Origin of the sequence: Haloterrigena salifodinae (genome assembly GCF_003977755.1) — an archaeon.
Lineage (GTDB): Archaea > Halobacteriota > Halobacteria > Halobacteriales > Natrialbaceae > Haloterrigena > Haloterrigena salifodinae.
In genome coordinates, this window is sequence record NZ_RQWN01000003.1 from 425500 (window position 1) to 450631 (window position 25132).

The window sequence follows — 25132 nt, forward strand, 5'->3', positions numbered from 1 at the left end:
GACGCTTCGAGTCGACGGAACAGCCGCGCAAAACCGTGGCGGCGCGGCGTCGGCGGGCCGGTTACAGTTCGTCGGCGATCGCCGGTGCGACCGAGACGGCGCTCACTTCTCGCTCGATCGTATCGGTGCCGTAGATCGTTTCGACGCCCGCACGGCGGAGTTTCGTCACCGCGTTGCGCGCCAGCAGCGGGTGGACGCAGGTGACGAAGACGCGCCCGACGTCGCGGTCCCGAAGGACGCCGACGGCCTCGCTCATGGTCGATCCCGTCGCGATGATGTCGTCAGTCACGACGACGTCGCGGCCGGCCACGTCGACGTCGCTGGGGGAGATCTCGATCTCCGTTGCGGAGTGGCGGGTCTTCTCGAAGTAGTCCGTCTCGCCGTCGCCGTAGGCGTCCCGAACCGTGTCGGCGAGGTCAATCGCGCCTGCGTCGGGCGAGAGGAAGACGGGGTCCGCGAGGTCGGCGGGCAGCGGATCGGCCAGCCGGCCCGCCGCGTCGACGGCGGTCGCCGTCGGTTCGAAGAACTCGCAGACCGCCGTCTCGTGGGGGTTAACGGTCAGCACGCGGTCCGTTCCAGTCGAAATCGAACGGGCGACCGCGCGGGCGGAGACGGGATGGCCCGCCTCGAAGGCCTCGTCCTGGCGGGCGTAGCCCATGTACGGCAGGACGGTGACGATTTCCTCGGCGCCGGCCTCTCGGACGGCATCCTGCAGCTGGAGCACCTCGAGGTGGGCGTCGCTCGAGACCGTCGAGCCGACGATAATAGCCCTGTCGTCGTCGAAGTCGGGAGCGGCCGCGAGCAGTTCGCCGTCCGGGAATCGATCGTACTCGACGGCGGCGAGCGATACCTCGAGTTCGTCCGCGAGGGAGGCGGCCAGCGTCTGGGAGGCCGACCCGCTGACGATCGTAGTCATACTCGAGCAGAGCGGGCGGGAGGTAAACCCGTTTTCGTTCTTGGGTTCGACGCGTCGACGCCCGACCGCGAGGAAACGGGCGCAGCCGACTACTCGGAGTCGTCGTCCGACGCGGCCCCGCAGTGGCCGGGATCGGTGTTGCTCGAGTGCGTCATGGTCTCGCCGTCGGTGATGCGGACGAAAATGCTGAGACAGGTCGACTCGTTCCAGTTCGACGGGGTGATGTTCACCGGCTCGCCCCCGTTGAGCCGGGCGGTTACGCGGAACTGCTCTCGGTCGGCCGACCAGTCGTGATCGAAGGTGAGCGTCTCGTCGGCGCCGGGAGATCTGGTCTCCCAGTGCTGGATCTGCCCATCGTATTCGACGAGGATGTCGAACGTGTGAGACGTATCGTCGAGGTTGTCGACGACGATCGTTCCGGAGACCGACTCGGCGGTCTCGTCGGTTTCGCTTTCAGTCTCGTTTTCGTCGCCGGTTTCGTCCCCGTTCTCGTCGCCGTTCGCACCGCCGCTTTCGTCGCTCCCCAGACAGCCGGCGATCGCACCCGTCAGGCCGACACCGGTCGCGGCGAGGAGTCGGCGGCGTTGGATCCCACTCATACGAAATGTTGAAAGTATCCAGTACAGATAAATGTCCGTCAGACGGACGAACCGCGGTCGTCGACTCGGTACGTACCGGAACCGCTACTCGTCGCCGGGAACGGCGAGCCCTGTCACGCCGCTGACGCCGATCGTTTGCGACCGCCAGCGACCGGCCCCGTCGTCGGGCGTCGCCGAGAGGAAGGTTCCCTGATCGGTAACGGCGTAGACCGTGCGTCCATAGCCGATGCCGACGATCGGCGCACTCGAGCGATCGTACTCGGCCCACGACTCGTCGGCAGCGTCGTAGGCGTAGACGGCGTCGCCGCCGACCACGTGAGCGCGAGTCAACTGCCCGCGCTCGCTGTGCGGGTCGGCAGCGACGGTCTCGAACCCACCCTCGAGGGCCTCCATCCAGCCGTTGCCGAGTTTGTAGAGGCCGTCGGCGGTCGCGGCCAGCGGAACGCCGGCCGCGGAGACGTCTCGCACGTCCGAGAGGCCGGCGTGATCGAGGCGACCCTCGTGGACGCGATAGACGCCGCTGTCGGTGCCGACGAGATCGCCGTCGATCGCCCGCACCGTCGCGACGCCGTTGCTCTCGAGGGGCGTCCACTCGCGGGTGCTCCCGGCGTCGCCGAGGCCGATCGAGGGCGACTCGAGGCGCGCGACGTCGCCGTCGGGACCGGCGGCGACCAGCCCGGAGCCGTCGGCGCCGACCGCGACGGCGGGCCCGAAGCCGCTGTCGACGACCGTCGCGTCGTCGGGGTCGTCGTCGCGCTCGAAGTCGAGCAGGCGAACGTCCTCGTCGGTCGCGACTGCGACGACGCCGTCCGTCGCCGCGATGTCGCGGGCCGTACAGCGGTCACAGAGGCCGAACTCTCCGACAGTGTCGTCGGCGACGCGGACGCGAACGACGCCGATCGAACTGGCGACGTAGGCCTCGAGGGCCCCGTCGCGGTCGCCGTAGACGCGCTTTTCCTCGATGGAATGCATACGTCCACGATCGGGGTCGCGCGCCGAAAGCGTTCCGTCTGCTCCGGAATCCCTTTGAGGGGACCCATACGACTAGCGCGTGATGCAAGTGTTCGGATCGAGCGGAACGCGCGGCGTCGCCAACGAAGAGCTGACGCCGGCGTTCGTCCTGCGCGTCGCGAAAGCGGCCGGGACGGCGTGGGGGGTCGACCGGGTTGGTATCGCGCGCGACACGCGATACACCGGGCGGATGCTGGCCGACGCGGCCGCGAGCGGACTCGCGAGCACGGGGACGGACGTCGATCGGCTGGGGATCCTGCCCACGCCGGGTGCGCAGGCCTACGCCGAGCGAGAGGGGATTCCCGTCATGGTGATCACGGCCTCGCACAACCCGCCTCAGTACAACGGTGTCAAACTCGTCGGTAGCGACGGAATTGAGCTCGCGATCACGGACTTGGAGGAGATCGAGAACGTGTTGCTCACAGAGGGGTTCGACGTCGCCTCCTGGGACGAGACCGGCCGCGTCCGGGAAGTCGACGGCGTACGGGCGTCGTACATCGACGAACTGCTCGGGGCGGCCGACTACGAGACCATCGCCGACGCCGAGCTGACGGTCGCGCTCGATCCCGGCCACGGCGCCGGCGCGATCACCAGCCCCGAGTTCCTCCGCGAGCTCGGCTGTCGCGTTGTCACCGTCAACGGCCAGCCCGACGGCCACTTCCCCGGCCGGGATCCCGAACCCGTCCCGGGCAACCTCGGCGACCTCGGGGAGCTGGTCCGGGCCACCGACGCCGACGTCGGCATCGCCCACGACGGCGACGCCGATCGGGCCATCTTCTTCGACGAGACCGGCGAGTACGTCGAGGGCGACGCCACCCTCGCCGCGCTCGCCGCCGCCGAACTCGAGCCCGGCGACACGACCGTCTCGGCGGTCAACGTCTCCCAGCGGCTCGTCGACGTCGTCACCGAGGTCGGCGCTGACCTCGAGTTAACGCCGATCGGGTCGACGAACATCATCACCCGAATCGAGGAACTCGAGGCGAACGGCGAGCGCGTCCCGATCGCGGGCGAGGGCAACGGGGGGATCTTCTTCCCCGACTTCCGGCTCTCGCGGGACGGCGCCTTCACCGCGGCTCGCTTCCTCGAGCTCGTCGCCGAGCGACCGGTCAGCGAGATCGTCGCACCCTACGGCGGCTACGCCAACGTCCGCCACAACGTCGCCTACGAGTCGACGGCCGAGCGCGACGCAATGCTAGACGCCGCGGCCAACCACGCCCAGTCGGCCGACGCCGAACTCAACACTCGGGATGGCTACCGACTGGATTACGGCGACGCGTGGGTGCTCGCCCGCCCCTCCGGCACCGAACCGCTCGTCCGGGTCTACGCCGAGGCCCGCAACAGAGAGCGCGCCGACGAACTGGCCGACGAGATGTTCGAGACGCTGACCGAGGCGAAGGCCGAGGTCTGAGTCGACTGACCCGTCTCGTTCGAATCGCTTCCCGGGTCGCGTTTCGCGACATGCGCGGTGAGTAGAGCGGTATATCAAGTCAGAACTATTGTATCGTCGCGTACACATTCCGCGCGGACTGCTTGTATCACACCGTGAACGAGGATCACAGCGTGACCGAATATCGAAAGATGACTTGATGAGAGTGGTTCACCAATGATAACGTGCCCACCGACTATGCCGAACACGGTGGAATCAGTGCGTGGAGAAGAGCCGTACGGCGGGCGACAGGGAGAGAATCATGGCCAAACGCGAATCAATAGGCGACCCGAGACGGTCGTTCATGGCGAAAGGGGTCCTCGCGGCAGGGGCGCTGACGCTCGGAGCGACGCCGTTCGGGACAGCCACGGGGAGCGCACAGCGAGAGCAAACAGCGGTCTTCTCGAATAATTACTATCCCGAAGCGGGCTTCGACATCGTTTCGCCTCTCCAGACGAGTGCGACGGTCGAGATACTACAAGCGGACGGGGAGCCCGTTCCCGAGATCTCCCAACCTGACGAGTGGACCGGATACATCATTCGCTACGACATCGGCGACGTTCGGGAGGCGGGCATCACGACGTTTCTATTCACGCGCGGGCAACGACTGAGCGCCGGTAACAGGGGTACGATCGGTGAAGACGCGTCAGTACTGAGTTCCCAGTTGAACCTGCTCAGTACCTCGGTTACCGAAGAGACGGAGACCGGACCGCAACCGCTCGAGGAGGACGAGATCGACGCCTTCGAGGAAGCGATCAGGGACGATGACGACGACCCCGAGAACGGAGGAGAGTAACGATGACACAGAATACCAACGGACAAACGCTCGTCTTCTCGTACGACTACAAACCCGGCTCGGAGTTCGAGACGATCGCACATCTGCAACCGGGGACGACGATACAGCTCCTCCGGACCGTCGACGGGGAGACTGTCTCGGAGATCTCGCAACCGGACGAGTACACCGGTCACGTAATCCGGTACGAATCCTCCGGCGAGGCGTTGGAGCCGACGACGATCCTGTTCGTCCGCGAGGGGCGCATCAGTACCGGCGAAAGCGCGTCGTTGGATACCGACGCGTCGATGTTCAGTTCGCGACTGAATCTCCTCGCCACGACGGTCGAGCAGTGATCTCCAACTACTTTTCAGCGACGGGATGAGAACTCAGCCGAGGAACGGACTCGAGAGCACTAGCAGGATCGCGCCGGCCGCGACCGCGCTGGCGCCGACCATCGCCGCGGTCGCGACGCGGGTCGGTCGCTCGATCCCCGCCCTCGAGCCAGCGGCCTCGACGGTCGTCCGCAGGAGTTTGCTCCCGTCGAGCGGGTAGCAGGGAATGCAGTTGAAGACGCCCACCAGCAGGTTGAGCCACCACGTCCAGAACAGGACGTTCGCCGCGGCGAAGACGCCACCGCCGAGGACCGAAAGCGGCCCCGTCACGACGTAGGCGTTCGCGACCGACCCGACGAAGCCGCCGAAGTTCGCCGTCGAGAAGCCGTCGATCAGCCCGGCGAAGGGGAGGGCGAACACTGCGAACCCGCGCGCTACGGGCGACGATCCGAGTCCGTCCGCGACCGGCTGGCCCCGGAGGATACCGAGGTGTTGGACGCTCGGATGTGGCTCGACCCCGAGGTCGGTTACCGTCGTCCCGCTCGTTCCCGGTACCGTGGTAATCCCGAGGACCGCCTCGCCGTTTCGGTCGCCCAGCGTTACCGCGTACTCGCGGCGCTCGCCGTCGACGACGGCCTCGAGCGAGACTGTCTCGCCGGGAGAGACCTCCGCGAGCGTCTCGAGGAGGTCGTCGCTATCGACGACTCGCTCGCCCTCGAGGCGCGTGATGACCAGCGCTCGCGGATCGCCGCCCGGGTCGGGCACGCCGGCCGCCGCGAGCGGGCCATCGGCGTCGACCGCGGTGGCGGCCGCGCCGGCAACGACCGTTGTCGAGCCATCGTCCGTCTCGAGCGTCGCGATCGTGTGATTCTCGAGGGCCGCGCGGAACTCGCGTTCGGTGGCGACCGGGGTGCCGTCGACCGCCGTGATCGTCTCGCCGGGCTCGAGTGCGTTCGGCTCTCCGTCGGAACCGTCGGCCCTGTCGCTCCCGCCGTCGCTACTGTCGTTCACCGCCGTTCGTCCTCCGGTTCTCTCGAGCGTGCTGGTGACGACGACCGATCGCTCGAGCGTGACAGTCTCGGCGTCATCGCGGCCGCCCGCGACCGTCAGTGCGACGCGTTCGTCGGTCGCGTCGAGGGCCGCGCGCAGGTCGGCGGCGCCGTCGATTTCCTCGCCGCCGACGGCAGTGACGACGTCGCCGCGCTCGAGGCCGGCCCGGTCGGCCGGCGTCTCGGGGTAGACGCCGCCGACGGCGACGCCGGAGACGGCAGCGATCGAGGTAGAGACGAGCAGGAACAGGGCGAGGAACGCAAGCAGCGCCACCGCGAGGTTGTTCGCGATCCCCGCGGCGTAGATCCGGTTGCGTTCGGCCGTCGAGGCGGCGTCCTCGTCGTCCTCGTCGATGCCGACGAACGCGCCGAAGGGGAGGGCGGTGAGGAAGATCAGGCCGGCCGATTCGACGGCGACGTCCTCGACGCGAGCGAGTAGCCCGTGGCTGAACTCGTGGACGACGACAGCGATGGCGAGGCCGACACAGATCGCCGGCGTCGCCGCCAGCGGCAGGAAGTCGTTGACACCCGGAATCGCCAGCACGTTCCGCGGCTGGTTCACCTGCGTGGCGGCCTCTCGCGTCAGCGCGGCGTAGGCGGCGAACAGGACCACGGTAGTCATGACGACGAGCAACAGCAGCGAGACGGCGACGCCGGCGCCGGTCCACCGCCGCCAGACGCGACGGTAGCGCGGGCGGGCCAGTCGGTCGAGCGCGCCGAGCCCGTTTTCCGTCTCGAAAGTCACGATCGGCCCCCAGACGCCGACCCACGCGGGGAGGCGTCCGCGGGCCTCAAGGGCCATCGCGACGGCGGTGGCACCCGCGGCGACGAGACCGACCAGGAGCAGCGTCGTCAGCGCGTCCACCGCCGGACACCTCCGCGCGTCGAGCCGACCGCTCGCGGTTCGATTCGCTCCGCTCGTTCGCCCCCGGCAGCCACCTGCATCGTGTTCAATATCGAGAACGTATCGATACCGTATCAATACCGCGGTCGCGCGGTCGACCTCAGATCGGGACTGGGGCCGGTCACCGGCAGCCTACGACCGGAGCCGGTTCCCGTACCGCGCACCGACCCGCTCGGTCGCCAGCAGGAGTTCGTGGGCGACGACGAGCACGACGACGGTGGCGACGATCAGCGCCCCTTCGAGGGGAGTCGAGAGCAGGCCGAGCGAGACGATCAGCGTCGTCGCGCAGGCCGGCGGGTGGCGGGTCTCGGTCCAGAGCATGCCGCCGGCGGTCAGCATCGTCGCGACGACACCGCTCGCGCCGAGTCTGAGTCCCGCGAGTGAGCCAGGATCGGTCGCGGCCGTGATCGAGATCGTGACGCCGAAGGCGTGGTAGGCGAGTAAGCCGGCGACGACGCCGATCGCGTGGCCACCGATTACGCGCCGCGGGGACGTCGCGTCGCTATCTTGAAACAGCGCGAGCACGAACGCGGACGGGCCGAGACTCGGGAACAACATCGGGAAGCCGGAGAGCCACGCCAGCACCGCGGTCGTCGAGAGCAGGAGTCCAGTGTGAAGCGTCGTCCCCAGCCGGTCGTCCATGACTCGTCCTTACGTCTTCGACAGAAAAACACCCGCGATTTGATAAACGGCCGATTCTCGAGACCGCCGTCGTTCAACAGCGGACGAACGTTCGGTTTTCCGACTGGAACGACGCTGGACGGGGAATCGAATCCGATCCGCCTAGGGAACGATCGTCACCGGCACCGACGCCTGCCGCGTGACGGCCTCGGCGACGCTGCCCAGCAGCATTCGGGAGACGCCCGACCGCCCCTCGCTGCCCATCACGATCTGGTCGACGTCCTCCTCGCGGGCGTACTCGAGGATCGCGTCCGCCGACGTGCCCTCGATGACGGCCGTGTCGACGCGCCGGTCGTGCTCGGCGGCGATTTCACGTACGTCCGCGAAGAAATCGGGATCGTCCGCGTCGTCCCCGCCACCGGTCGTCACGGGCGGCCGACCGCCGTACCCCGCCTCGAGGTCGTCGACGACGTGCACGACCGTCACCTCGTCGGTCGGAAACACCGACAGCGCGTGCTCGAGGGCCGCGCGGGCCGGCTCGGAGTCGTCCATGGGGACAAGTACGCGTCTGGTCATACCGGCGTTACGACGGCCGGCGCCTTCAGTCGTCGCCCCTCGAACGGGGAGATCGCTGAACCCGACGCTCAGATCGGATCCTCGACCTCGAGCGCCTCCTCCAGCCGCGCCCGCTCGTCTCGCAGCGACTCGAGTTTGTCGGCAACACGGCCGTCGGCCAGCCGCTCGCGTTCGTCGGGAGAGAGCTGTGCGACCGCCTGCGCCGCGGTCTGGAGTCGGTCGTACTCGAACTCGGGATCGGTCGTGAGTCGCCGGATCGACCGCAGTTTCGCGACGGCGTCCTCGTCGGCGACGCGCTCGACGAACGGGCGACACTCGCGGACGCGGCGCCGCAGGACGCCCGCCTCGCCCGGCGGCCACGGGATCGTCAGCGGGTCGGCGTCGATCCCGTCGAGGAACGTCTGCTGGGTCGCCACTCGGCGCTTGAGTTCGTCCGCGCTCGAGACGTAGTGCTCGAGTTTCGACCGCGAATAGTTCGCGTACTCCAGAAGTTCGGGAATCGTATACTCGCCGGCCGGATCCTCGCGGACGTAGGTGGCGAGGTCGTCGGGGGGCTGTTCGTAGTCGACGAAGGGGTACCAGCGGCTCCGCTCGAGCAGTTCGAACACCTCGTGAGCAGACATCTCGACTCGGTACTCCTCGAAGGCCGTCTTGATCGCCTCGTTGTAGGCGTCGATCGGCTCGCGGAGTTCCTCGACCGGCGCCTCGAGGTCGGCTTCCCCGAGTTCGACCAGTCGTTCGCGCTCCGAGATTTCATCGGCGAGCACCCGTCGGCGCTTGGCGGCGGCGGTTCGGGCCTCGTCGATCGCCTCACGAGCGGCCTCGCGTTCCTCGAGCAGTTCGGCGTACCGGGCCGCCGGCTCGAGGGCCTCGTGGGCGCGCTCGAAGTCCGACTCGCTGAGCCGGCGCTTGTCGATCGCGTCGAGGGCCTCCTCGAACGCCTCGCGGCCCTTCAGATCGTCGGGCAGTTCCGAGACCAGCGAGTCGAACTGCCCCTCGAGTTCGACGTAGGCCTTGAAGTTCTCCCGGCCGGTACCCGTCGCCCGATCGACGTAGTCATCGAGGAGCTCCGTCGCGTCCCGGTAGGCCTCAGCGGCCTCCGCGACGGCGTCGCCGCCCGCGTCCGCGATTCGCTGGTCGGCATCCTCGAACCGCCTGCGGGCCCCCTCGAGGACCTCGAGCGGAGACTGTCCGTCGGCGCCGGAACCGGAGCCGGCCTCGACGCCGGCGCGGTGGGCGCGTTCACTCATGATCGGTTACTCGTCGCCGTAGACGTCGTCGGGGTCGTAGACCTCCTCGCCGACGTTCTCGCCCTCGATCGTCCGATAGAAACACGACCGGTGACCGGTGTGGCAGGCCCCGCCCTCCTGGGCGACCAGGTAGAGCAAGGTGTCGGCGTCGCAGTCGACGCGCACCTCTTCGATCTCCTGGACGTGGCCGCTCGTCGCGCCCTTCTCCCAGAGTTCGTCGCGGCTGCGCGAGTAGTAATGGGCCCGTCCCGTCTCGCGCGTGCACTCGAGTGCTTCGGGGGAGACGTAGGCGAGCATGAGCACCTCGCCGGACTCCGCGTCCTGTGCCACGGCGGGGACGAGTCCGTCCTCGCCGAAGTCGACCGAAACGTCGTCGTCCATGTACGGGCGGTTGGTTGGCACGGCGATAGGTCTTTTGCCACGGCCCTCGCCTCCGGCCGCTCGAGAGCGGCATACTGGAGGACGACGGCGGTAGACTCGAGGGGAACGGACCGCTGCGGGCGGCCGAACGGCGACGTGCGCACGAGGCGTCCGCCGGCGGTCCCAGCTGACGATAGCATCACGTCCCGGTACGCTCGAGTGCGGTTTCAGAAAGGGGGCGGATTCTTACGCCGCGGGAATCGGCCGGAAGCCGCGCTCGCAGTTACTAGACGCCGCGGACGCGCACCGTCTGCTGGTCCGAATCGTCGGCCGTCTGGACGCGGACGGGGAACTGCTGGTCGGACGCGACCGGCGGTGTCTGGTAGCTCATCGTGAACGTTGTCCGTTCGCCGGCCTCGAGCGACACCGACCGCGATTCGACGGTCGTCGGATCGTGGCCGACCACGAGGTCGACGGTTGCGGAGCCGGCCGCGCCGCCGGTGTTCCGGACCTCCACGGTCCCCTCGAGGTAGCCGCCCGCCTCAACCGGGGAGTTGGTACTAAGAATCGAGACCGCGAACGACGCCGCGGCGTCGCCGTCGGAACCGCTATCGTCGCCGTCGGACCCGCTATCGTCGCCATCGGACCCGTTATCGTCGGCGTCGGTGTCATTCTCATCGCTGCCGTTGTCGCCGCCGCCAGCCTCGGCCTCGAGTTCGCTGAGACAGTCCTCGGCGTGCGGGTTCGGCGTCGTCGGGGCGCCAGCGGCGTAATCGGCCTGTTCGGTCGTCAGCGACGTGATCACGGTGCCGACGCCACCGTAGTCGGGAACCGTGACGACGATCTCGTCGCTCCCCTCGGAGACGCCCGCCCCGCCGCCGATCTCGAACGCGACCGTGCCCGAGAAGGGGGCATTGACGTCGTCGCCGAAGACGACGCCGTCTTCGATCACCGTGTTGCCGAAGAGACCGTCCTCATCGTAGAATCCCGTGCTCGCGAAGGCGACGTCGCCGTCCGCGAACGATCCGGACACCGTCGCTCGCGCGCAGGATTCGAACGACGTCGTTCGCCCCGACGGGTCGTCGGTCTCGTTCTCGTCGCCGTCCGTTTCGTCGGCGTCGTCCTCAGTCGAGTTGTCGGACTCGTCGGGCTCCGAATCGGCCGAGGACTCGTTGCTGTCGTTCTGACTCCCGTTCCCGTCGGTGCCGGGATCGCTCGAGTGGCTTCCTTCCTCGTTGTCGTTTACGTCGATATTCGCGTCGTTCGTGCCGTCGCCATCAGTTCCGTTGTCACCGTCATCGGTTCCGTTCCCAGTGAGACAGCCCGCCATTCCGACGCCGACACTCGTCGCCGCGATGAATTTCCGACGATTCATATCGAGAAGCGCAATATCCCGGCTCATAAAAATGTATGCTACCCGTCATATCCGATTACAATCATCGGGTCGTGAACGTCTTGAGACGGTGAGTCGATACCGACCGCCGACGCGACGGGATCCGGGATTGTAACCCGCCGAAAAGAGCGGTGCTCGCCGGTTTCTTCCGGGAATGGAACAGTCGGACGGACTGAGCGACGAGCCGACCTCTCACCGGGCGTGAGTACGGCGTCCAGTGGCGCCGACTTGACCGCAGTATGATAGGTCCTCGTGCGGGGGCCGGGCTTGCAAACGTCAGCGCGTCGGGTATCACCCTTGAGAGCTGAACACCGACGATGAGTTCACAGAGACAGCTCGAGAAACCGGTCACCTGTCGCGTCTGCGGGACGGAAAACGATCACTGCTACACGTACTGTCGAAACTGCCTCCAGACGCTTCCCGCGAGAGCAGACGCGAGCCGCTGATCTGGCGGATTCGGGTCCGGCTGCGAGTACGGGATCGAAACTGATCGCTGGCCTCGACCGCTGCTCGCGGTACGGGTGCGCTGGTCGAAGGCGTCGCTCCGTATCGACGGGCGGACTACAGAAATCGGTGGACCCACCGGTGCGTTGCGGTATATCGTGTCGGCCGGCGTAGAGTCGTCATGGCCGAACAAGCCGACACACCGGCATGGATCTCGGAACGACTCGCGTTGATCGCGTTGGCACTTCTGAGCGCGGGTCTCGCGACGTTCATCGTGCTCCCGTATCTCAAGTATGTGCTCCTCGCGGGCGTGATCGCCTACGTTTTTACCCCTGCACAACGGGCCCTCGAACGACGTATCGGACCGCTGCTCGCTGCGGTTCTCCTCACCGGAGCGGCGATAGTGGCGGTCTTACTCCCGATCGGGTATCTACTGCTCGTCACGTTCCGGGAAGGGACGGAGTTCGCCGCGGGCGTTCAGGGGGACGAATTCGAGCTGGAGGCGGTCGAAGCGTCCTTCGAGGCAGTCGGTCTCACGATCGAACTCGACAACCTCTACGCGACGTATCGGGAACCGATCGCGACCGGGTTCCAGGGCGTCGCGACCGAAACGTTCGAAATCGTCGGCGGGCTTCCGAGCCTCTTCATCGGACTCACGGTGACCGTGTTCGTCCTGTTTTCGCTGTTGCGGGACGGCGACCGGTTTCTCGCCTGGATCGTGATGCTCCTTCCGTTCGACGACGAGATCACGCGCGAGTTGATCGTCGAACTCGATCGGCTCATGTGGGCGTCGATAGTCGGAAACGTAATCGTTGCGGTCCTTCAGGCGGCGCTGCTCGGCATCGGACTGCTAGTGATCGGCGTTCCCGGCGTCGCGTTTCTGACCGTCGCGGCGTTCGTCCTCGCCCTCCTGCCGCTGATCGGTCCGTTCGGAGTCTGGCTTCCGGTATCGGTCTATCTGCTACTCGCGGGGCGGCCGCTGGCGAGTGCGTTGCTGTTCGGATACGGCGTCGCCGTCAGCACCGCCGACAACTACCTCAGACCGGCGATGATCGGTCACAGGGGCGAACTCAACGCCGCGATCGTCATCGTCGGCATCTTCGGTGGTATCGCGGTATTCGGATTCGTCGGCCTCTTTGTTGGCCCCGTCGTTCTCGGGTGTGCGAAAGTCGTCCTCGACGTGTTCGCGACCGCTTAGAATTCGGGTCCTTCGGTCAGCTTCTGGTGAGCACGTTCTCGTCCGCCGTATCGATCGAATAGAGCCCGTGAGACACCGTGTCGATGACGCCGACAATCACGACCGACCGTCCGAACGGAGTCGGGCGCGGGACGAGGCGGCGCCGTCAGTTCGACCGCAAAAAGCGTCGATAGTGGAATCTAGGCCTGGCCGTTCAGCGTGATGTAGTTGAGGCCGATGATGCGCTTGTCGGCCTCGAGTTCCTCGCGGGCTCCGTCGGGGATTTCGCTGTCGACGTTGTAGACGGTCAGCGCCTCGCCGCCGATGGTCTCGCGGGCGTTGAACATGCCGGCGATGTTGACGTCGTGGTCGCCCATGACGGAGCCGATGAGGCCGATGACGCCGGGCTCGTCGGTGTTTCGCGTGACGACCATCTTCCCGTGGGGGATGGCGTCGACGCGGTAGCCGTCGACGCGGACGATCCGCGGGTCGTCGCCGGCGAAGAGAGTGCCGTCGACGGAGACCTCGTCCTCGTCGTTGCTGACGGTCACCGAGATCAGGCTCTGGAAGTCCGCGGCCTGTCGGGTCTTGGACTCGGTGACGTCGACGCCCCGATCCTCCGCGATCTGGGGCGCGTTGACGGCGTTAACCTGCCACTCGAGCGGTTCGAAGACGCCTTTCAGGGCGCTGGCAGTGACGAACTCGACGTCCTCGTCGGCGATGTCACCCTCGTAGGTGATCTCGACGTCCTCGATGCGGCCCTCGAGCAGCTGGGCGGCGACCTTGCCGGCAGTCTCGGCGATGTCGATGTAGGGCTCGAGGCGGGGGAAGGCGCTCTCGTCGATCGAGGGGGCGTTCAGGGCGTTCGCGACGGGTTCGCCGGTGAGTGCAGCGTTGACCTGATCGGCGGTCGAGGTCGCGACGTTCTCCTGGGCGGCCTCCGTCGAGGCGCCGAGGTGGGGCGTGACGATGATCTCGTCGTGCTCGAGCAGCGGCGAGTCCGTCGACAGCGGCTCCTCGGCGAAGACGTCGAGCGCGGCGCCGGCGAGGGTGCCGTCCTCGACCTTCGCGGCGAGGGCGTCCTCCTGAATGATGCCGCCGCGGCCGACGTTGACGATGTAGCCGTCCTCGAGGAGGTCGAGTTCCTCTTCGCCGATCATCCCCTCGGTCTCGGGGGTCAACGGCGTGTGGATCGTCAGGAAGTCGGCCCGAGCGAGGCAGTCCTCGAAGTCGACGAGTTCGGCGCCGAGGCGGTCGGCGCGCTCCTCGGAAATGTAGGGGTCGAAGGCGACGATATCCATGCCCAGCGAGTCGAGCTTCTTGGCGACCTCCTGGCCGACGCGGCCGAGGCCGACGACGCCAAGCGTCTTGCCGTCGAGTTCGGCGCCGAGGTAATCGCTTTTCGCCCACTCGCCGTTCTTCAGGCGGATGTGGGCCTGCGGGATCGAGCGCGCGGTCGCGAACGTCATCGCGACGGTGTGTTCGGCCGCCGCGCGGACGTTGCCCTCGGGAGCGTTGGCGACGATGACGCCCTCGTCGGTGGCAGCGTCGATGTCGATGTTGTCGACGCCGATGCCGGCGCGGCCGACGATCGTGAGCTCCTCGGCGGCCTCGAGCACCTCGGCGGTGACCTCGGTCCCGGAACGAACGATCATGCCGTTGGCGTCCGATACCGCCTCGAGGAGGTCCTCGCCCTCGAGCTCGTAGCCTGTCTCGACCTCGTGGCCGGCGTCTCTAAGTACGTCCAGACCCGCGTCGGCGATCGGGTCCGTGACCAGTACTTTCATGCGCGAGACAATCGTGCGCAGCACGTAAACCCTTCCGTTGTTGCCAGCGGAGGCAAAAACTACCGCTTCGACGAGACCGACTCGCGGGACGGTTTAGTAGCCGGACAGTCGCATCGTCGCCTGCGTTTCGAACGATGTGGTCCCGGTCGGGTGCGGGAGTCGCGCCGTCGCGGCCTCCAGCAGGAGCCAGGCGACGACGCGTTCGCCCTGAATCGATTCGTCGCCGATGTACTGCGCCGGATGGACGAACGCGGTTTCGATCTCCCGGTCCTCAAGTCGCTGGGCACCCGGTATCTCCCCGGCGCTGCGGCGGACGACGACGACCTCCATGCCGTCCTCGAGCGGAACGGCGATCGTTTCCGGGCCTTCGGGGTTGGAAAACCGGACGGTCGTCCCGGGCTCGCCGACCAGATAGAACTCCGTTTCCGGCGTCGTCCACTCGGCGCCGTCGGAGCGTTCGATCTCGACGCCGTCGGTAGTCCCGGGGGTGACGTCCATCGCAACCGTTGCGATCGAGTGATGGGGAACGCCGTTCTCGCTCGCGTCGCCGTCGACACCCGCGTCCGGATCGGTCTCGGGATCCGTTCCGGTGTCCGCAGACACCCCGTCAGCTATCGTGGCCGCGTATTCGGTAACGAATCCGGGTCCCTGGCGGCGCCAGATCGGAACGACCGTTCCGTCCTCCCAGAATTCGGTGGCGAGTTCGTGACTGGACTGTCCGAACCGGTAGCCCGAGCGGTGGTCTCGACCCTCGGCGCCTCGAGCACTGCTTTGATAGTGGGCTCTGAACCGAAATCCGGCCGGTCGGTCCGCGCCTCCGGGATAGGTCACGGTACCGAGCAGCCCCGGTCCGCCGACCCCGACGCTGTGGACGTCCCAGACCAGTACGTCGCCGCTGAACGCGGACCCGTCGTCCGGAAAGAACCACTCCAGCGTGTTCTCGCCGTCGCGTTCCGGGAGGCCGTAGCCGCTAAGGGTCGCGGGCGACTCTAAGCTTGCGAACACCGGGCGATCCCGAAACTCGGCGGCGATCTCGACGCCGTGGGTTCCCGAGTCGTCCCACCCGATTCGCCACCCGTCCCGATCGAACGGCTCCGGCGGGTCCTCGATCCGGTGGCCGCCGTCGACCGCGGTGTACCACGGTCGCCGCTCGAGCGGGGCCGACGGAACGGTTCCGAGGACGGTATCGTCCGCCGGCACGATGGTCGTCGCCAGTTCGTGCGGCGGAACCTCGACGAACCGCTCGACTCGCGTCACGTCACTCACTTCTCCGACGTCGTCGTTCCGCACGTCGAGATCGACGACCAGGGCGGTGATCGCTTCGGCCTCGTCGACGAACAGGACGATCGGGATCACGCCGCCGCGTTCGATCTCGCCGGTCGCCGTGATCGATTCGGCGATCGGCAGCGACGGAAACCAGTCGTTGCCGTCGGCGTACTCCTGTACGCGGGCGTCTTCGAAGAGCCGTCGGAGCCGCGCTTCCTCGAGCCCCGCGTCGTCCGCCTCCCAGGCCCGCCACGAGACGTCCTCCGGGTCGGTGATCGTCAGCGCGGCGAGGGAGTCGGTCCGTCGATCGACGAGTCCGTACGCGACCCGTCTGTCGACGGCCGTGACGTCGACGACCCCTTCGTCGAGACTGCCTTCGATTTCGACGTCCGGACTGCCTTGCACGCTGACCGCATCGAGGGAGTTCGTGTACGGATCGTACGCCTCGTAACTCGAGCGCATGTCCTCGGCGATCGCGTGGACCTCCGGATCGGAGAGGAGCACCTCGAGTGCGCGCCGCTTCCGGTAGGTGTAGAGCGTGTGGATGATCTCGGCGTCGAAATCCCGCGTCGAAACGAGTCGGGCGTCGGAGAACTCGCCGTCATCGTCCTGGGCCGACGAGATCCCGCCGATCGCCAGCAGCCCCGCGCTGCCGACTGCCGCCGTCACGAATCGTCGACGGGACACGCCTCGAGGGAGCGGTCGGTTGCCATTGCTATACGTTACCATGCTCCGGCACAGTTGGATGAGCGGCTGGATAAAAGATGCTACCGTTCGAAACGCAGCGTCCGATTGCGCCGTCCGGATCGAGCAGTGATCGCGAACCACTCGGCAACCGGTCCCCACCGGCGCGCGGCCGATTCACTCGTCGCCCGTCTGTCGAGATTCCGGACGATCTGGCCGCGGCGCGGATCGACGAAGCGGAACTGTTCGGTCGGAAGGTGACGATTTCCGTTACAGTCGCGAACGCGAGTCGGTGCGTATTCGATGACGGACAGGAACGGATCGATCCGGCCGAACGATCTCGCTCGAGGCACGGACCGTTGCAAGATCAATCGCCAACTATCGCTGTATTTCGGCGCGTAGAAGATCGTTGGTCGCGAGCCTGCGTCCATTCAACGGGCTGTCACCCGCGGCAGTAACTATTTCCTCGAACGAACGACACAATCAGCTGTTTGCTCGCCCGGGACGATCGTTACCCGGGCCTGTCAGAACCAGCCATCCGACAAATTGGACCAAAAAATCTCTTTATATTCCAGACCCATCACACGAACAATAGCGTTAGACGTACCAGATTGACGGATACTATCGAAACAACCACTGAATACTGCTACTCATATTAAATTGATGGATACTAGAAGGAACGGTCGACGGCGTTTATCTGGCAACTCGGGCAAGGATTGTGCGCCCACGAGGGCGTGAGAGCAAAATGAGCGAACAAGACACAACAGGCGACTCGAGGCGGTCGTTCATGGCGAAGGGTGCACTCGCGACGGGTGCGCTGACGCTCGGAACGGGCGCCTTCGGGACGGCCACAGTCGGAGCACAGGGAGACCAAGTAGCGGTCTTCGCGAACAATTACTATCCCGGCGGGAACTTCGACGTCATCGCGCCGCTTCAGACGAGCACGACCGTCGAGGTACTGCAGCTAGAGGGGGAGACCATTCCGGAAATCTCCCAGCCCGACGAGTGGTCCGGCCACATCATCCGATATGATATCGGCCAGCAGTCGGGGATCACGACGTTCCTGTTCGTGCGCGGCCAGAGCCTGAGCGCCGATGACAGCGGGACGATGGGTGAGGAGGCTTCGGTGCTGAGTTCCGATCTGAACCTCCTCAACACGACGCTGGGAAGCTCTGGAGCCACGACCGACACGACCGAGGACACCGGAGACGTCGTCCAAGAGGATACCGGCAACGTCACGGAAGAAGAGCCCACCACGACCGGAAACGACACGACCGCCAATATGGGAGGTGACTGACAATGGTGCAAGACAACGGCGACGGACAAATATTGGTCTTCACGTACGATTATGAAGCCGGCGAGGACTTCGAGGTCATCTCGCAGCTCGAAACGAGCACGACGGTGCGGATCCTCCAGACCGCCGACGGCGAGGCCGTTCCGGAGATTTCCCAGCCCGACGAGTACGTCGGCCACGTCGTGCGGTACCAGGTCGACGGCGGTCCGGTAAGTCCCACGACGCTCATGTTCATCCGCGGCGGGACCATCAGTAGCGGCGATAGCGCGACGCTCGGCGAAGAAGCGACGATGTTCAGCCCGACGCTGAACCTCCTCTCGACCGACGTCTCGTAGCGCTTCCGTCGCGTAATCCTCCGTCGATTATTTTTGCTCGGATTCGGGCAGCGGGTCCGAATCGACGCCGATGGACGAACGACCGACAGAGACTGCCACTACCACACCGTCACATGACCGCCGAACGGAGTCAGAATCAGTCGAACGGGTCGTCGGCCGCAGCGGGCGAGTCGTCGAACGCATCGAAAGCGCGGATCGGCACCGCCAGTATCGTCGTCGTCGGTACGTCCGCCTCGATCGAAGCCACCGACGTCGAGACCGAGTCGTCCGAGGCGGACGCGCAGTCCGAAGACCGTCATCTCGTGCTGGTATCGCTCGACGACTACCGCCCGGGGTTGACCGTTCGCCTCGTCGATCGACTACCGGCGACGACCGTCGTTCGGCTTCTTCGAACCCCCGACGGCGAAACGGTGCCGGTCCTCACGCAACCCGACGAGTACGCGGGCTACGTCGCTCGCTCGACGCTCGAGGGCGGGGCGGTCGGAACCACGACTCACCTCTTCGCTCGCGAGCAACTCGAGACGGGTGCGGAGTACGAGCTCATCGGCGACGCGCAGGTGTTTAGCACGCGGCTGAACCTATTTCGGGTGACCGCCCGTCGCGTCGACGAGGAGTGACGCGACGGGGAGCGCCCGTCGGTAGCCCGATCGAACCGTCGTCCGAGCGATCGGCTACCGGCGCCGACCGGCGGACCGTCGCCGCCGATGACGTTCGAACGAACAACTATATGTGCCCCTCATGTCACGTTCTACTAATGGCACGACTCGAGCGGCTCAGGGTCTATCCGATCAAGGGACTCGACGGTATCGAACTCGAGACCGCCGAACTCCTCGCGGGCGGCACGCTCGCGTCCGATCGGGAGTTCGCCCTCTTCGACGCGGACGGCGAGGTGCTCAACGGGAAGCGGACGGATCGGGTCCACGACCTGCGGACCGATTTCGATCCGGAACGGACCGAGCTCTCGGTCGAAGCGCCCGACGGCGAACGGGTCCGGTTCGACCTCGAGACGGACGCCGGCCGCGACCGCGCCGCGGACTGGTTCGGTGACTTCTTCGACGTAGAGTTGACCCTCGAGCGCGACCGAACGCTGGGCTACGTCGACCGCCGCGAGATGGGGCCGTCGGTGATCAGCACCGCCACACTCGAGACCGTCGCCGACTGGTTCGACGACGAGGGGATGACCGTCGAGGGGGCTCGTCGGCGCCTCCGCGCGAACGTCGAGATCGGTGGCGTCGAGCCGTTCTGGGAGGACCGCTTCGTCGGCGAGGACGCACCGGCCTTCGAGGTCGACGGCGTCCGGTTCGAGGGCGTCACCCCCTGCGGTCGCTGCGTCGTCCCCCGACGAGACCCCGAGTCCGGCGAGCCGATCGAGGAGTTTCAGCAGCGATTCGTCGAGAAACGCGAGGAAACGTTCCCCAACTGGGCCGACGCGGACGCCTTCGACCACTACTACACGGCGATGCTCATCTCCCGCGTGGCCGAGGCCGACCGCGGCAAAATGCTTCGCGTCGGGGATTCCGTGCGCGTCGTCGACGACTGACTCGAGCGCATAGAGCCGGTAGAGTGGCTGTCCTTTCCTTTTGTGCGTACCCTCGTGCGTGTGCGATAGTGCACCGGCAGCCGAAGAACGTCGAACTCGAGGCGCCGAAACCCATCGTCACGCGGTCGGTTTCGAGGCGGACGGTATCTCGAGCGCTTCGGCGACACGTATCGTGTCCCGTACCGGGCCGATTTCCCGCGCGGGCGCGCCATCGTCCCAGCCGACCGTCAGCCGGAGCCACCCGGCGTCGAGGAGTCGCTCGTCGAACCAGTCGGTGGCGACCGTCACGTCCCGGATTTCTTGCACCGGCGCCGCCCACTGGGGTTCCTCGAGGAAGGTATCGTAGGCGACGATCGTCTCGTCGTGACGCCGGTACTCGAGGGTACCGTACCGAAGGAAGTAGGCGGCGAGCTGGACGCCGAACGCGAGCAGCGCCGCGGCGACCAGCGCGGCGGCGCCGACAGGGACGACCAGCGCCGAGCTGGTCGCGCTCGCGAGGCCGGAGACGACCGCCACCCAGAGCAGGCCGAACAGCGGCGCGCTGCCGGCGATCCGAGCGAGCGCGCGGAGGGCGCCCTTGCGGACGACCAGCGATCGGTCGGGTCTGAGACGTGCTCGCGGCGGCACTGCCGGGACGCGAACCGCTCTCTCGGCGCCGCCGCCATCGTCATCATCGGTGTCCGCCGACGCGGGCGAGACGACGAACCAGTCCGCGAGCCGACTCGAGTCCCCCTCGTCGCGGGTCGCGCGGAACGTCGCCCACTCGAGGAGGAGTTTCGCACAGACGACGAGGGCGAGCGCACCGGTCGAACCGACGGCGGGGCCGACCGTCAGGACGAAGGCCAGGAAGAACACCCGTCGAGCGGGCGTCTCGACGACCGCGTAGGGAGAGGTGTGTTCGTACCGCCGCCGACCGAGATAGTCGCGGCCGATCGCAACGAGTTGTCCGACGAACAGCGCGGCGACGCTTAACAGCACCTCGGCCCGGAGCAGTTCCATCCCGGCGTCGAAGGTTTCGTGCAGATAGAACCCGACGAAAAACGCGTACACCGGCGTCACGTAGAAGACGATCAGCGCGAACGAGACGTTCCGAACCGGGATCGACGGCAGCCACGCGACCGGCCGAACGCCGCCGCGTTTGGCCGTCAGCAGGGCGTCCGAGACCGACAGCACGCCGGCCTCCCGGTCACTCGTCGGCCGACGCTGGGCGAACAGCGCCTTCCCGCTCGCGACCAGCAACGATACCAGCACCTCGGCGGCGTAGACGAACACCAGCGTCGTGGGCTCCCACCCGAGTCGGAGGACGCCGACCAGCGGAAGCAGGTTCGCGACCAGCGTCGGGAGAAACGTCGCCGAATCGTCTCGAGTCGGAGGCCGGAGCGTGCGCATCGGTGAGTTTCCCTCGAACGATACTGGCAGCCGGAATAAGTAAACTGCCTTTCAAATCGCGGCCGCTCGGAAATCGTGTCGCCGCCACCGGTTCGACTCGCCGAGCGCGGTCCCAACCCGCCGGAGCGAAACCTGAACTGGTTTATCCGGGGGCCGACAATCGGCGGGCGATGACAGTCGTCGCTTTCGACTTCGACGGGACGCTTTCGGACTCCGAGATGACCGTGTTGCTCGGCGATCGCCGCGACGTCGCCGACGAAATGGCCGAGATCACCGAGCGCTCGATGAACGACGAGATCGACTACGCCGAGAGCCTCCGCAAGCGCGCGGCGCTCCTCGAGAGCCTGCCGGAAGCGGAGGCCGAGGCGGCTTTCGATCAGGTCGAACTCCGGGAGGGTGCCGCCGACCTCATCGCCGAACTGAACGACACCGGTATCACCACCGCGATCCTCACCGGCGGCTTCGAACGCGGCGTCGCCGCCGCGCTCGAGCGCGAGGACGTCGCCGTCGACCACATCGTCTCGAACCGACTCCCGATGCAGGACGGCGAACTCACGGGTGCCGTCGAGGGGCCGCTCATCGAGGGCACCAAGGACGACGCGCTCGAGGCCCTCGCCGACGACGTCGGCGTCAGCCTCGAAGACACCGTTGCGGTCGGCGACGGTGCTAACGACCTGCCGATGCTGGAAGTCGCTGGCCTCGCGGTCGGCTTCGAGCCGAAACCGGCCGTCGAACCCCACTGCGACGTCGTCGTAACCTCGATGGCCGAGGCCCGCGAGGTCTTCCTCGAGGAAAGCGTCCTCTCGGAGCGCGGCGAGTAACGGCTCGTTTCTCTAATTTCGACCGGGTCGCCCGGACGACTACGCCGCATTACCAGGTCGTATTACTCGGGAGCGACCGCTGTATCGAACGAATTTCACACTATCGATCATGCCAGTACTGGATCCGAACGAGAACAATCACGAATCGACGAATGTCCACTATAACGGCCGATTTCAATACCGAGAGGGTTTTAACTCGCGATCGAGTAAGTAGTTGTATGATGTGGCAAGACTTCATCTTCATGATTGGAAGCGGGCTCTCAATCATCTTCCTGGCGCCGACCCTCCGCGACGCCAGTGCTCGCGTTCCCCTCGGAACGAGCCTCCCCTCGATGGCGATCGGGTTCGTTTACGGCATGACCTTCCTCAGCCTCGGCATGTCGAACTCCGCGATGGGATCGCTCGCGGCCGGCACGATGTGGGCCCTGATCGCGATGATCCGCTCGCCGACCGGGATGAGCATCACGGGTCGGCTCTTCCGACTCGAGAGCCCCGTCCTCTTCGCGAGCGATCTCCGGCGCTGGCTCACCGGCTCCTCGTCGTCGGTCAACTCCAGCCAGTTCGTCCCGTCGGACGCTGATCACCAGTACCGCTCGTCGACCGACGGCTCCGCGGACTGAGTTGCAGCCTGTTTTCGAGACGACGCTCCCGGCCCGCCGAACTTGTCCGTGATACTACTGCGGCAGATCGACGTAGTTGATTCACAGCGACGCAGTTGCTGGCGGTCTCACGCACAGTTTGGATCGATGCCCGCGTGATACTATCAGCGAGAATTTCAGGATATATAGAAGGTTAAAATTCCATACAGTAGTTCTAGAGCAGAATATGAAGCGGCGGCAGTTTGTTTCGGGGGCATCATCGGCGGTGTTAGCCACGCAGACGGGGATGCGAGGGAGTGGTACCGACTCTCAGTCGTACGAGGCACTGGAAAGCGACGCACTGCCGACGGACGTGACAGTCGCGTGGATCGTCGACCGGTTCGTTCAGGTCCAAAGCGAGAACGCCCCGGTCGTCGGGACCGAGGTCACCGTTCCCGGATACGTCCTCGAGCGAGTTCGGTCGCTACAACTCGGAGAGACGCAAAACCGATCGGTGACTGGGAACAGTCGACCGCGTCCGTCTCGAGGCCGAGACACACGCTATCGACCGATAGCTGACTCGTCGGTCCGTCGGTCGGTGACGCCGCTGCGTGGCACGTGACGCCAATAGTATTATCAAAGCTGACTGTTCTCCCAGAAAGAATAAGTATTGTAGCTGAGAGTCCCGTAATATGTCAGATTCGAACCTCGAGGCAGAGGAGCAAACGAGTTACGACGAGACCGCGACTCGCGGACAGCCGGCCCAGCCGGCGGCGAACCAGGAGGCGCTTACGGACCTCCTGACGGAACCGCTTACGAAGGCGTACGTCAAGGCGATCGTCGCCCTCTACGCCCTTCTGGGGGCCGGAATGGGGCTTATCGTAATTCTCAGCGAAATCGTCGACGAGAGTATCGTCGACGGTGGCATCGGCAGTGATTTCGTCGCGCTCACGTTCGCCGGAATACCGATCAGCGGCGTCCCGCACATCGCTGCGACGATCGCGCTGCTCGTCGGCGGCTACCTCGGCGTTCGGATGGCGGCCGACGACCGACAGACGATGCTCACCGCCGGTGCAGGCGCGCTGGCCGGCACGGCCGCGCTGTGGATCCTCTCGTCGTTCCTCGCCGTGTCACAACTGGACAACACCGATATCGAGGTCGGCGGCCTGATCATCAACGCCGTCGTCCTCGGCCTCGTCGTCGGTGCCATTGCGGCCGGGACCGTCTACGTCATGCGCAACCTCGTCCCTGACGTGCAGCGATCGGCCGCCTGATCGGCTCGAGGGATCGGTTTCGGTCGACGATGCGGTGACCTGCAGCGCAGTGCGGTTCGACCGATACGACGGTTTTTTCGCGACGGTGCGCCGGCACGTTACTCTGAGAAGAGACTCGTGTGAACCGGCGCGAACGACTCGGACTCGGCGGGCTCGTCCTCGCCGGCGGTGTCGGTGATCGCCCGGCCGGCGAGGCCGGTCTCGAGCAAGTCCGACAGCGGCGGCCCGGCCTTCTCGGGTTCGACGAGGAAGGCGTCGTGGCCGTGGTCGGACTCGACGACGTGGTGGGCGACGTCGACGCTCGCCTCGCGGGCGGCCTCGGCCAGCGCCTCGGCCTGCTCGGTGGTGAAGTGCCAGTCGCCGGTAAAGGAAAGCAGGAGGAGTTCCCCCTCGAACGCCGCCAGCGCGTCGGCGTCGGACTCGTAGCCCGCCGAGAGATCGAAGTCGTCCATTGCGCGGGTCATGTAGAGGTAGCTGTTGGCGTCGAACCGATCGACGAACTTCTCAGCCTGATAGTCGAGATAGGACTCGACCTCCCGGTAGGGGAAGAAGGCGGCCGCGGGGTCGGGCTGCTCCTCGCGGACGGTCTCCCGGCCCGCCGAGCGCCGGCCAAACTTGCGGCTCATCGAGGCCTTCGAGAGGTACATAATGTGACCGATCTGGCGCGCTCGAGCCAGCCCGTCCTCGGGCTCGGGACCGCCGTAGTAGTGGCCGCCGTTCCAGTTCGGATCGCTGGTGATCGCCCGCCGGGCGACCGTATCGAGCGCGAGACACTGCGGATCGAGACGAGCGGCCGAAGCGACGACGCCGGCCCGCTCGACGTCGTCCGGGTACCGGCGCAGCCAGTCGAGGACGTTCATCCCGCCGACGCTGCCGCCGACGACCGCGCGGAGGCGACCGACGCCGAGTTCGTCCAGCAACTTGCGCTGGGACCGGGTCCAGTCGCCGACCGTGACCGGCGGGAAGTCGGTCCCGTAGGGCTCGCCCGTCTCGGGGCTCTCGCTGGACGGGCCGGTCGTCCCGTAACACGACCCGGGCGCGTTCGCACAGACCACGTAGTACTCGCTGGTGTCAATGGCCTTCCCGGGGCCGACGACGTCGCCCCACCAGGCGCGGGCCTGACCGGCGGTGTCGCCGCCCGAGTCCGGCCGCCGGGCGACGTGAGAACTCCCGGTGAGCGCGTGGCAGACCAGCACCGCATTGTCGCCCGTAAACTCGCCGTAGGTCTCGTAGGCTACCTCGAGGCTCGGGATCGATTCCCCGGAGAGGAACTGGAACTCGCCGAGGTCGATCGTGTTTTTGGTCGTCATAGCTGTGAGTTGGTGGAGTCA

25 protein-coding genes are annotated in these 25132 nt (G+C 66.4%); 12 read left to right on the forward strand and 13 right to left on the reverse strand.

Features of this window, described 5'->3' with window-relative positions:
- Window positions 1-61: 61 nt before the first annotated feature.
- The 3 genes from EH209_RS16625 to EH209_RS16635 form a co-directional block, all read right to left on the reverse strand.
- Entirely contained in the window at window positions 62-916 is an 855-nt protein-coding gene (locus EH209_RS16625) for a ribose-phosphate diphosphokinase (RefSeq protein WP_126663974.1), read from the reverse strand.
- 89 nt (window positions 917-1005) lie between these two features.
- Window positions 1006-1515: a hypothetical protein gene (locus EH209_RS16630; RefSeq protein ID WP_126663975.1), complete on the reverse strand. Its 510-nt coding sequence runs from the start codon at window positions 1513-1515 to the stop codon at window positions 1006-1008.
- An 84-nt stretch (window positions 1516-1599) separates the two neighbouring features.
- A complete protein-coding gene (locus EH209_RS16635; RefSeq protein WP_126663976.1) occupies window positions 1600-2487 on the reverse strand; it encodes an HVO_0234 family beta-propeller protein in 888 nt (295 codons plus the stop codon).
- An 82-nt stretch (window positions 2488-2569) separates the two neighbouring features.
- Here EH209_RS16635 and glmM point away from each other — a divergent pair, with 82 nt between their 5' ends.
- From glmM to EH209_RS16650, 3 genes are all read left to right on the forward strand, one after another.
- Window positions 2570-3934, forward strand: coding sequence for a phosphoglucosamine mutase (glmM, locus tag EH209_RS16640; RefSeq protein ID WP_126663977.1), 1365 nt, complete (start codon window positions 2570-2572; stop codon window positions 3932-3934).
- A 322-nt stretch (window positions 3935-4256) separates the two neighbouring features.
- Complete coding sequence (locus tag EH209_RS16645) at window positions 4257-4748, forward strand: calcium-binding protein (RefSeq protein WP_249038820.1); 492 nt, start codon at window positions 4257-4259, stop codon at window positions 4746-4748.
- Window positions 4749-4750: 2 nt separating this feature from the next.
- Entirely contained in the window at window positions 4751-5080 is a 330-nt protein-coding gene (locus tag EH209_RS16650) for a hypothetical protein (RefSeq protein ID WP_126663979.1), read from the forward strand.
- A gap of 33 nt (window positions 5081-5113) precedes the next feature.
- On the opposite strand, the gene EH209_RS16655 is transcribed toward EH209_RS16650, so the two are convergent.
- The 6 genes from EH209_RS16655 to EH209_RS16680 all read right to left on the reverse strand — a co-directional run bounded on the left by EH209_RS16655 (window position 5114) and on the right by EH209_RS16680 (window position 11194).
- The gene (locus EH209_RS16655; RefSeq protein WP_126663980.1) at window positions 5114-6973 is read right to left on the reverse strand and encodes a site-2 protease family protein; all 1860 of its coding nucleotides are present in this window, start codon (window positions 6971-6973) and stop codon (window positions 5114-5116) included.
- A 171-nt stretch (window positions 6974-7144) separates the two neighbouring features.
- Window positions 7145-7654, reverse strand: a complete 510-nt coding sequence (locus EH209_RS16660) for an HPP family protein (RefSeq protein WP_126663981.1) — start codon at window positions 7652-7654, stop codon at window positions 7145-7147.
- A gap of 141 nt (window positions 7655-7795) precedes the next feature.
- Window positions 7796-8209 (reverse strand): universal stress protein, encoded by a 414-nt coding sequence (locus tag EH209_RS16665; RefSeq protein ID WP_126663982.1) that lies wholly within the window; start codon window positions 8207-8209, stop codon window positions 7796-7798.
- Window positions 8210-8277: 68 nt separating this feature from the next.
- The gene (locus EH209_RS16670; RefSeq protein WP_126663983.1) at window positions 8278-9459 is read right to left on the reverse strand and encodes a DUF7118 family protein; all 1182 of its coding nucleotides are present in this window, start codon (window positions 9457-9459) and stop codon (window positions 8278-8280) included.
- Between the two features lie 6 nt (window positions 9460-9465).
- Window positions 9466-9840, reverse strand: coding sequence for a phosphoribosyl-AMP cyclohydrolase (hisI, locus tag EH209_RS16675; RefSeq protein ID WP_126663984.1), 375 nt, complete (start codon window positions 9838-9840; stop codon window positions 9466-9468).
- 265 nt (window positions 9841-10105) lie between these two features.
- Complete coding sequence (locus EH209_RS16680; RefSeq protein ID WP_126663985.1) at window positions 10106-11194, reverse strand: CARDB domain-containing protein; 1089 nt, start codon at window positions 11192-11194, stop codon at window positions 10106-10108.
- Window positions 11195-11529: 335 nt separating this feature from the next.
- On the opposite strand from EH209_RS16680, the gene EH209_RS25265 reads away from it, so the two are divergent.
- Both EH209_RS25265 and EH209_RS16685 read left to right on the forward strand, forming a co-directional pair.
- A complete protein-coding gene (locus EH209_RS25265) occupies window positions 11530-11658 on the forward strand; it encodes a DUF7577 domain-containing protein (protein ID WP_449271921.1) in 129 nt (42 codons plus the stop codon).
- Between the two features lie 179 nt (window positions 11659-11837).
- The gene (locus EH209_RS16685; protein WP_126663986.1) at window positions 11838-12854 is read left to right on the forward strand and encodes an AI-2E family transporter; all 1017 of its coding nucleotides are present in this window, start codon (window positions 11838-11840) and stop codon (window positions 12852-12854) included.
- 179 nt (window positions 12855-13033) lie between these two features.
- Here EH209_RS16685 and serA read toward each other — a convergent pair whose 3' ends face one another.
- Window positions 13034-14620: a phosphoglycerate dehydrogenase gene (gene serA / locus EH209_RS16690; RefSeq protein WP_126663987.1), complete on the reverse strand. Its 1587-nt coding sequence runs from the start codon at window positions 14618-14620 to the stop codon at window positions 13034-13036.
- A gap of 93 nt (window positions 14621-14713) precedes the next feature.
- The gene (locus EH209_RS16695; protein WP_249038821.1) at window positions 14714-16555 is read right to left on the reverse strand and encodes a hypothetical protein; all 1842 of its coding nucleotides are present in this window, start codon (window positions 16553-16555) and stop codon (window positions 14714-14716) included.
- A 760-nt stretch (window positions 16556-17315) separates the two neighbouring features.
- Here EH209_RS16695 and EH209_RS16700 point away from each other — a divergent pair.
- From EH209_RS16700 to EH209_RS16715, 4 genes are all read left to right on the forward strand, one after another.
- Window positions 17316-17867: a calcium-binding protein gene (locus EH209_RS16700; protein ID WP_249038822.1), complete on the forward strand. Its 552-nt coding sequence runs from the start codon at window positions 17316-17318 to the stop codon at window positions 17865-17867.
- Window positions 17868-17869: 2 nt separating this feature from the next.
- Window positions 17870-18199 carry a hypothetical protein gene (locus EH209_RS16705; RefSeq protein WP_126663989.1) on the forward strand — a complete coding sequence of 110 codons (330 nt, stop codon included), beginning with the start codon at window positions 17870-17872 and terminating at the stop codon, window positions 18197-18199.
- A gap of 113 nt (window positions 18200-18312) precedes the next feature.
- Window positions 18313-18816, forward strand: a complete 504-nt coding sequence (locus tag EH209_RS16710; RefSeq protein ID WP_126663990.1) for a hypothetical protein — start codon at window positions 18313-18315, stop codon at window positions 18814-18816.
- 137 nt (window positions 18817-18953) lie between these two features.
- On the forward strand, window positions 18954-19739 hold the full coding sequence (locus tag EH209_RS16715; protein ID WP_126663991.1) for an MOSC domain-containing protein: 786 nt from the start codon (window positions 18954-18956) through the stop codon (window positions 19737-19739).
- A gap of 117 nt (window positions 19740-19856) precedes the next feature.
- Here the strand turns inward: EH209_RS16715 and EH209_RS16720 are convergent, their stop codons facing one another.
- Window positions 19857-21128 (reverse strand): DUF6498-containing protein, encoded by a 1272-nt coding sequence (locus EH209_RS16720; protein WP_126663992.1) that lies wholly within the window; start codon window positions 21126-21128, stop codon window positions 19857-19859.
- Window positions 21129-21298: 170 nt separating this feature from the next.
- On the opposite strand from EH209_RS16720, the gene serB reads away from it, so the two are divergent.
- The 3 genes from serB to EH209_RS16735 all read left to right on the forward strand — a co-directional run bounded on the left by serB (window position 21299) and on the right by EH209_RS16735 (window position 23801).
- Window positions 21299-21949, forward strand: coding sequence for a phosphoserine phosphatase SerB (gene serB, locus EH209_RS16725; protein ID WP_126663993.1), 651 nt, complete (start codon window positions 21299-21301; stop codon window positions 21947-21949).
- 218 nt (window positions 21950-22167) lie between these two features.
- Window positions 22168-22569, forward strand: coding sequence for a hypothetical protein (locus tag EH209_RS16730; protein WP_008893186.1), 402 nt, complete (start codon window positions 22168-22170; stop codon window positions 22567-22569).
- A gap of 650 nt (window positions 22570-23219) precedes the next feature.
- The gene (locus EH209_RS16735) at window positions 23220-23801 is read left to right on the forward strand and encodes a hypothetical protein (protein WP_126663994.1); all 582 of its coding nucleotides are present in this window, start codon (window positions 23220-23222) and stop codon (window positions 23799-23801) included.
- Between the two features lie 98 nt (window positions 23802-23899).
- On the opposite strand, the gene metX is transcribed toward EH209_RS16735, so the two are convergent.
- Complete coding sequence (metX, locus tag EH209_RS16740) at window positions 23900-25111, reverse strand: homoserine O-acetyltransferase MetX (protein ID WP_126663995.1); 1212 nt, start codon at window positions 25109-25111, stop codon at window positions 23900-23902.
- Between the last annotated feature and the right edge of the window lie 21 nt (window positions 25112-25132).

Coding starts and splice junctions, on each gene's coding strand:
- EH209_RS16635 (WP_126663976.1), bottom strand. CDS start 2,487: ATGCATTCCATCGAGGAAAAGCGCGTCTACGGCGACCGCGACGGGGCC.
- EH209_RS16735 (WP_126663994.1), top strand. CDS start 23,220: ATGTCAGATTCGAACCTCGAGGCAGAGGAGCAAACGAGTTACGACGAG.
- EH209_RS16720 (WP_126663992.1), bottom strand. CDS start 21,128: ATGCGCACGCTCCGGCCTCCGACTCGAGACGATTCGGCGACGTTTCTC.
- EH209_RS16700 (WP_249038822.1), top strand. CDS start 17,316: ATGAGCGAACAAGACACAACAGGCGACTCGAGGCGGTCGTTCATGGCG.
- EH209_RS16680 (WP_126663985.1), bottom strand. CDS start 11,194: ATGAATCGTCGGAAATTCATCGCGGCGACGAGTGTCGGCGTCGGAATG.
- hisI (WP_126663984.1), bottom strand. CDS start 9,840: ATGGACGACGACGTTTCGGTCGACTTCGGCGAGGACGGACTCGTCCCC.
- EH209_RS16670 (WP_126663983.1), bottom strand. CDS start 9,459: ATGAGTGAACGCGCCCACCGCGCCGGCGTCGAGGCCGGCTCCGGTTCC.
- EH209_RS16705 (WP_126663989.1), top strand. CDS start 17,870: ATGGTGCAAGACAACGGCGACGGACAAATATTGGTCTTCACGTACGAT.
- metX (WP_126663995.1), bottom strand. CDS start 25,111: ATGACGACCAAAAACACGATCGACCTCGGCGAGTTCCAGTTCCTCTCC.
- glmM (WP_126663977.1), top strand. CDS start 2,570: ATGCAAGTGTTCGGATCGAGCGGAACGCGCGGCGTCGCCAACGAAGAG.
- EH209_RS16630 (WP_126663975.1), bottom strand. CDS start 1,515: ATGAGTGGGATCCAACGCCGCCGACTCCTCGCCGCGACCGGTGTCGGC.
- EH209_RS16710 (WP_126663990.1), top strand. CDS start 18,313: ATGACCGCCGAACGGAGTCAGAATCAGTCGAACGGGTCGTCGGCCGCA.
- serA (WP_126663987.1), bottom strand. CDS start 14,620: ATGAAAGTACTGGTCACGGACCCGATCGCCGACGCGGGTCTGGACGTA.
- EH209_RS16625 (WP_126663974.1), bottom strand. CDS start 916: ATGACTACGATCGTCAGCGGGTCGGCCTCCCAGACGCTGGCCGCCTCC.
- EH209_RS16715 (WP_126663991.1), top strand. CDS start 18,954: ATGGCACGACTCGAGCGGCTCAGGGTCTATCCGATCAAGGGACTCGAC.
- EH209_RS25265 (WP_449271921.1), top strand. CDS start 11,530: ATGAGTTCACAGAGACAGCTCGAGAAACCGGTCACCTGTCGCGTCTGC.
- EH209_RS16660 (WP_126663981.1), bottom strand. CDS start 7,654: ATGGACGACCGGCTGGGGACGACGCTTCACACTGGACTCCTGCTCTCG.
- EH209_RS16665 (WP_126663982.1), bottom strand. CDS start 8,209: ATGACCAGACGCGTACTTGTCCCCATGGACGACTCCGAGCCGGCCCGC.
- EH209_RS16645 (WP_249038820.1), top strand. CDS start 4,257: ATGGCGAAAGGGGTCCTCGCGGCAGGGGCGCTGACGCTCGGAGCGACG.
- EH209_RS16730 (WP_008893186.1), top strand. CDS start 22,168: ATGATGTGGCAAGACTTCATCTTCATGATTGGAAGCGGGCTCTCAATC.
- serB (WP_126663993.1), top strand. CDS start 21,299: ATGACAGTCGTCGCTTTCGACTTCGACGGGACGCTTTCGGACTCCGAG.
- EH209_RS16650 (WP_126663979.1), top strand. CDS start 4,751: ATGACACAGAATACCAACGGACAAACGCTCGTCTTCTCGTACGACTAC.
- EH209_RS16685 (WP_126663986.1), top strand. CDS start 11,838: ATGGCCGAACAAGCCGACACACCGGCATGGATCTCGGAACGACTCGCG.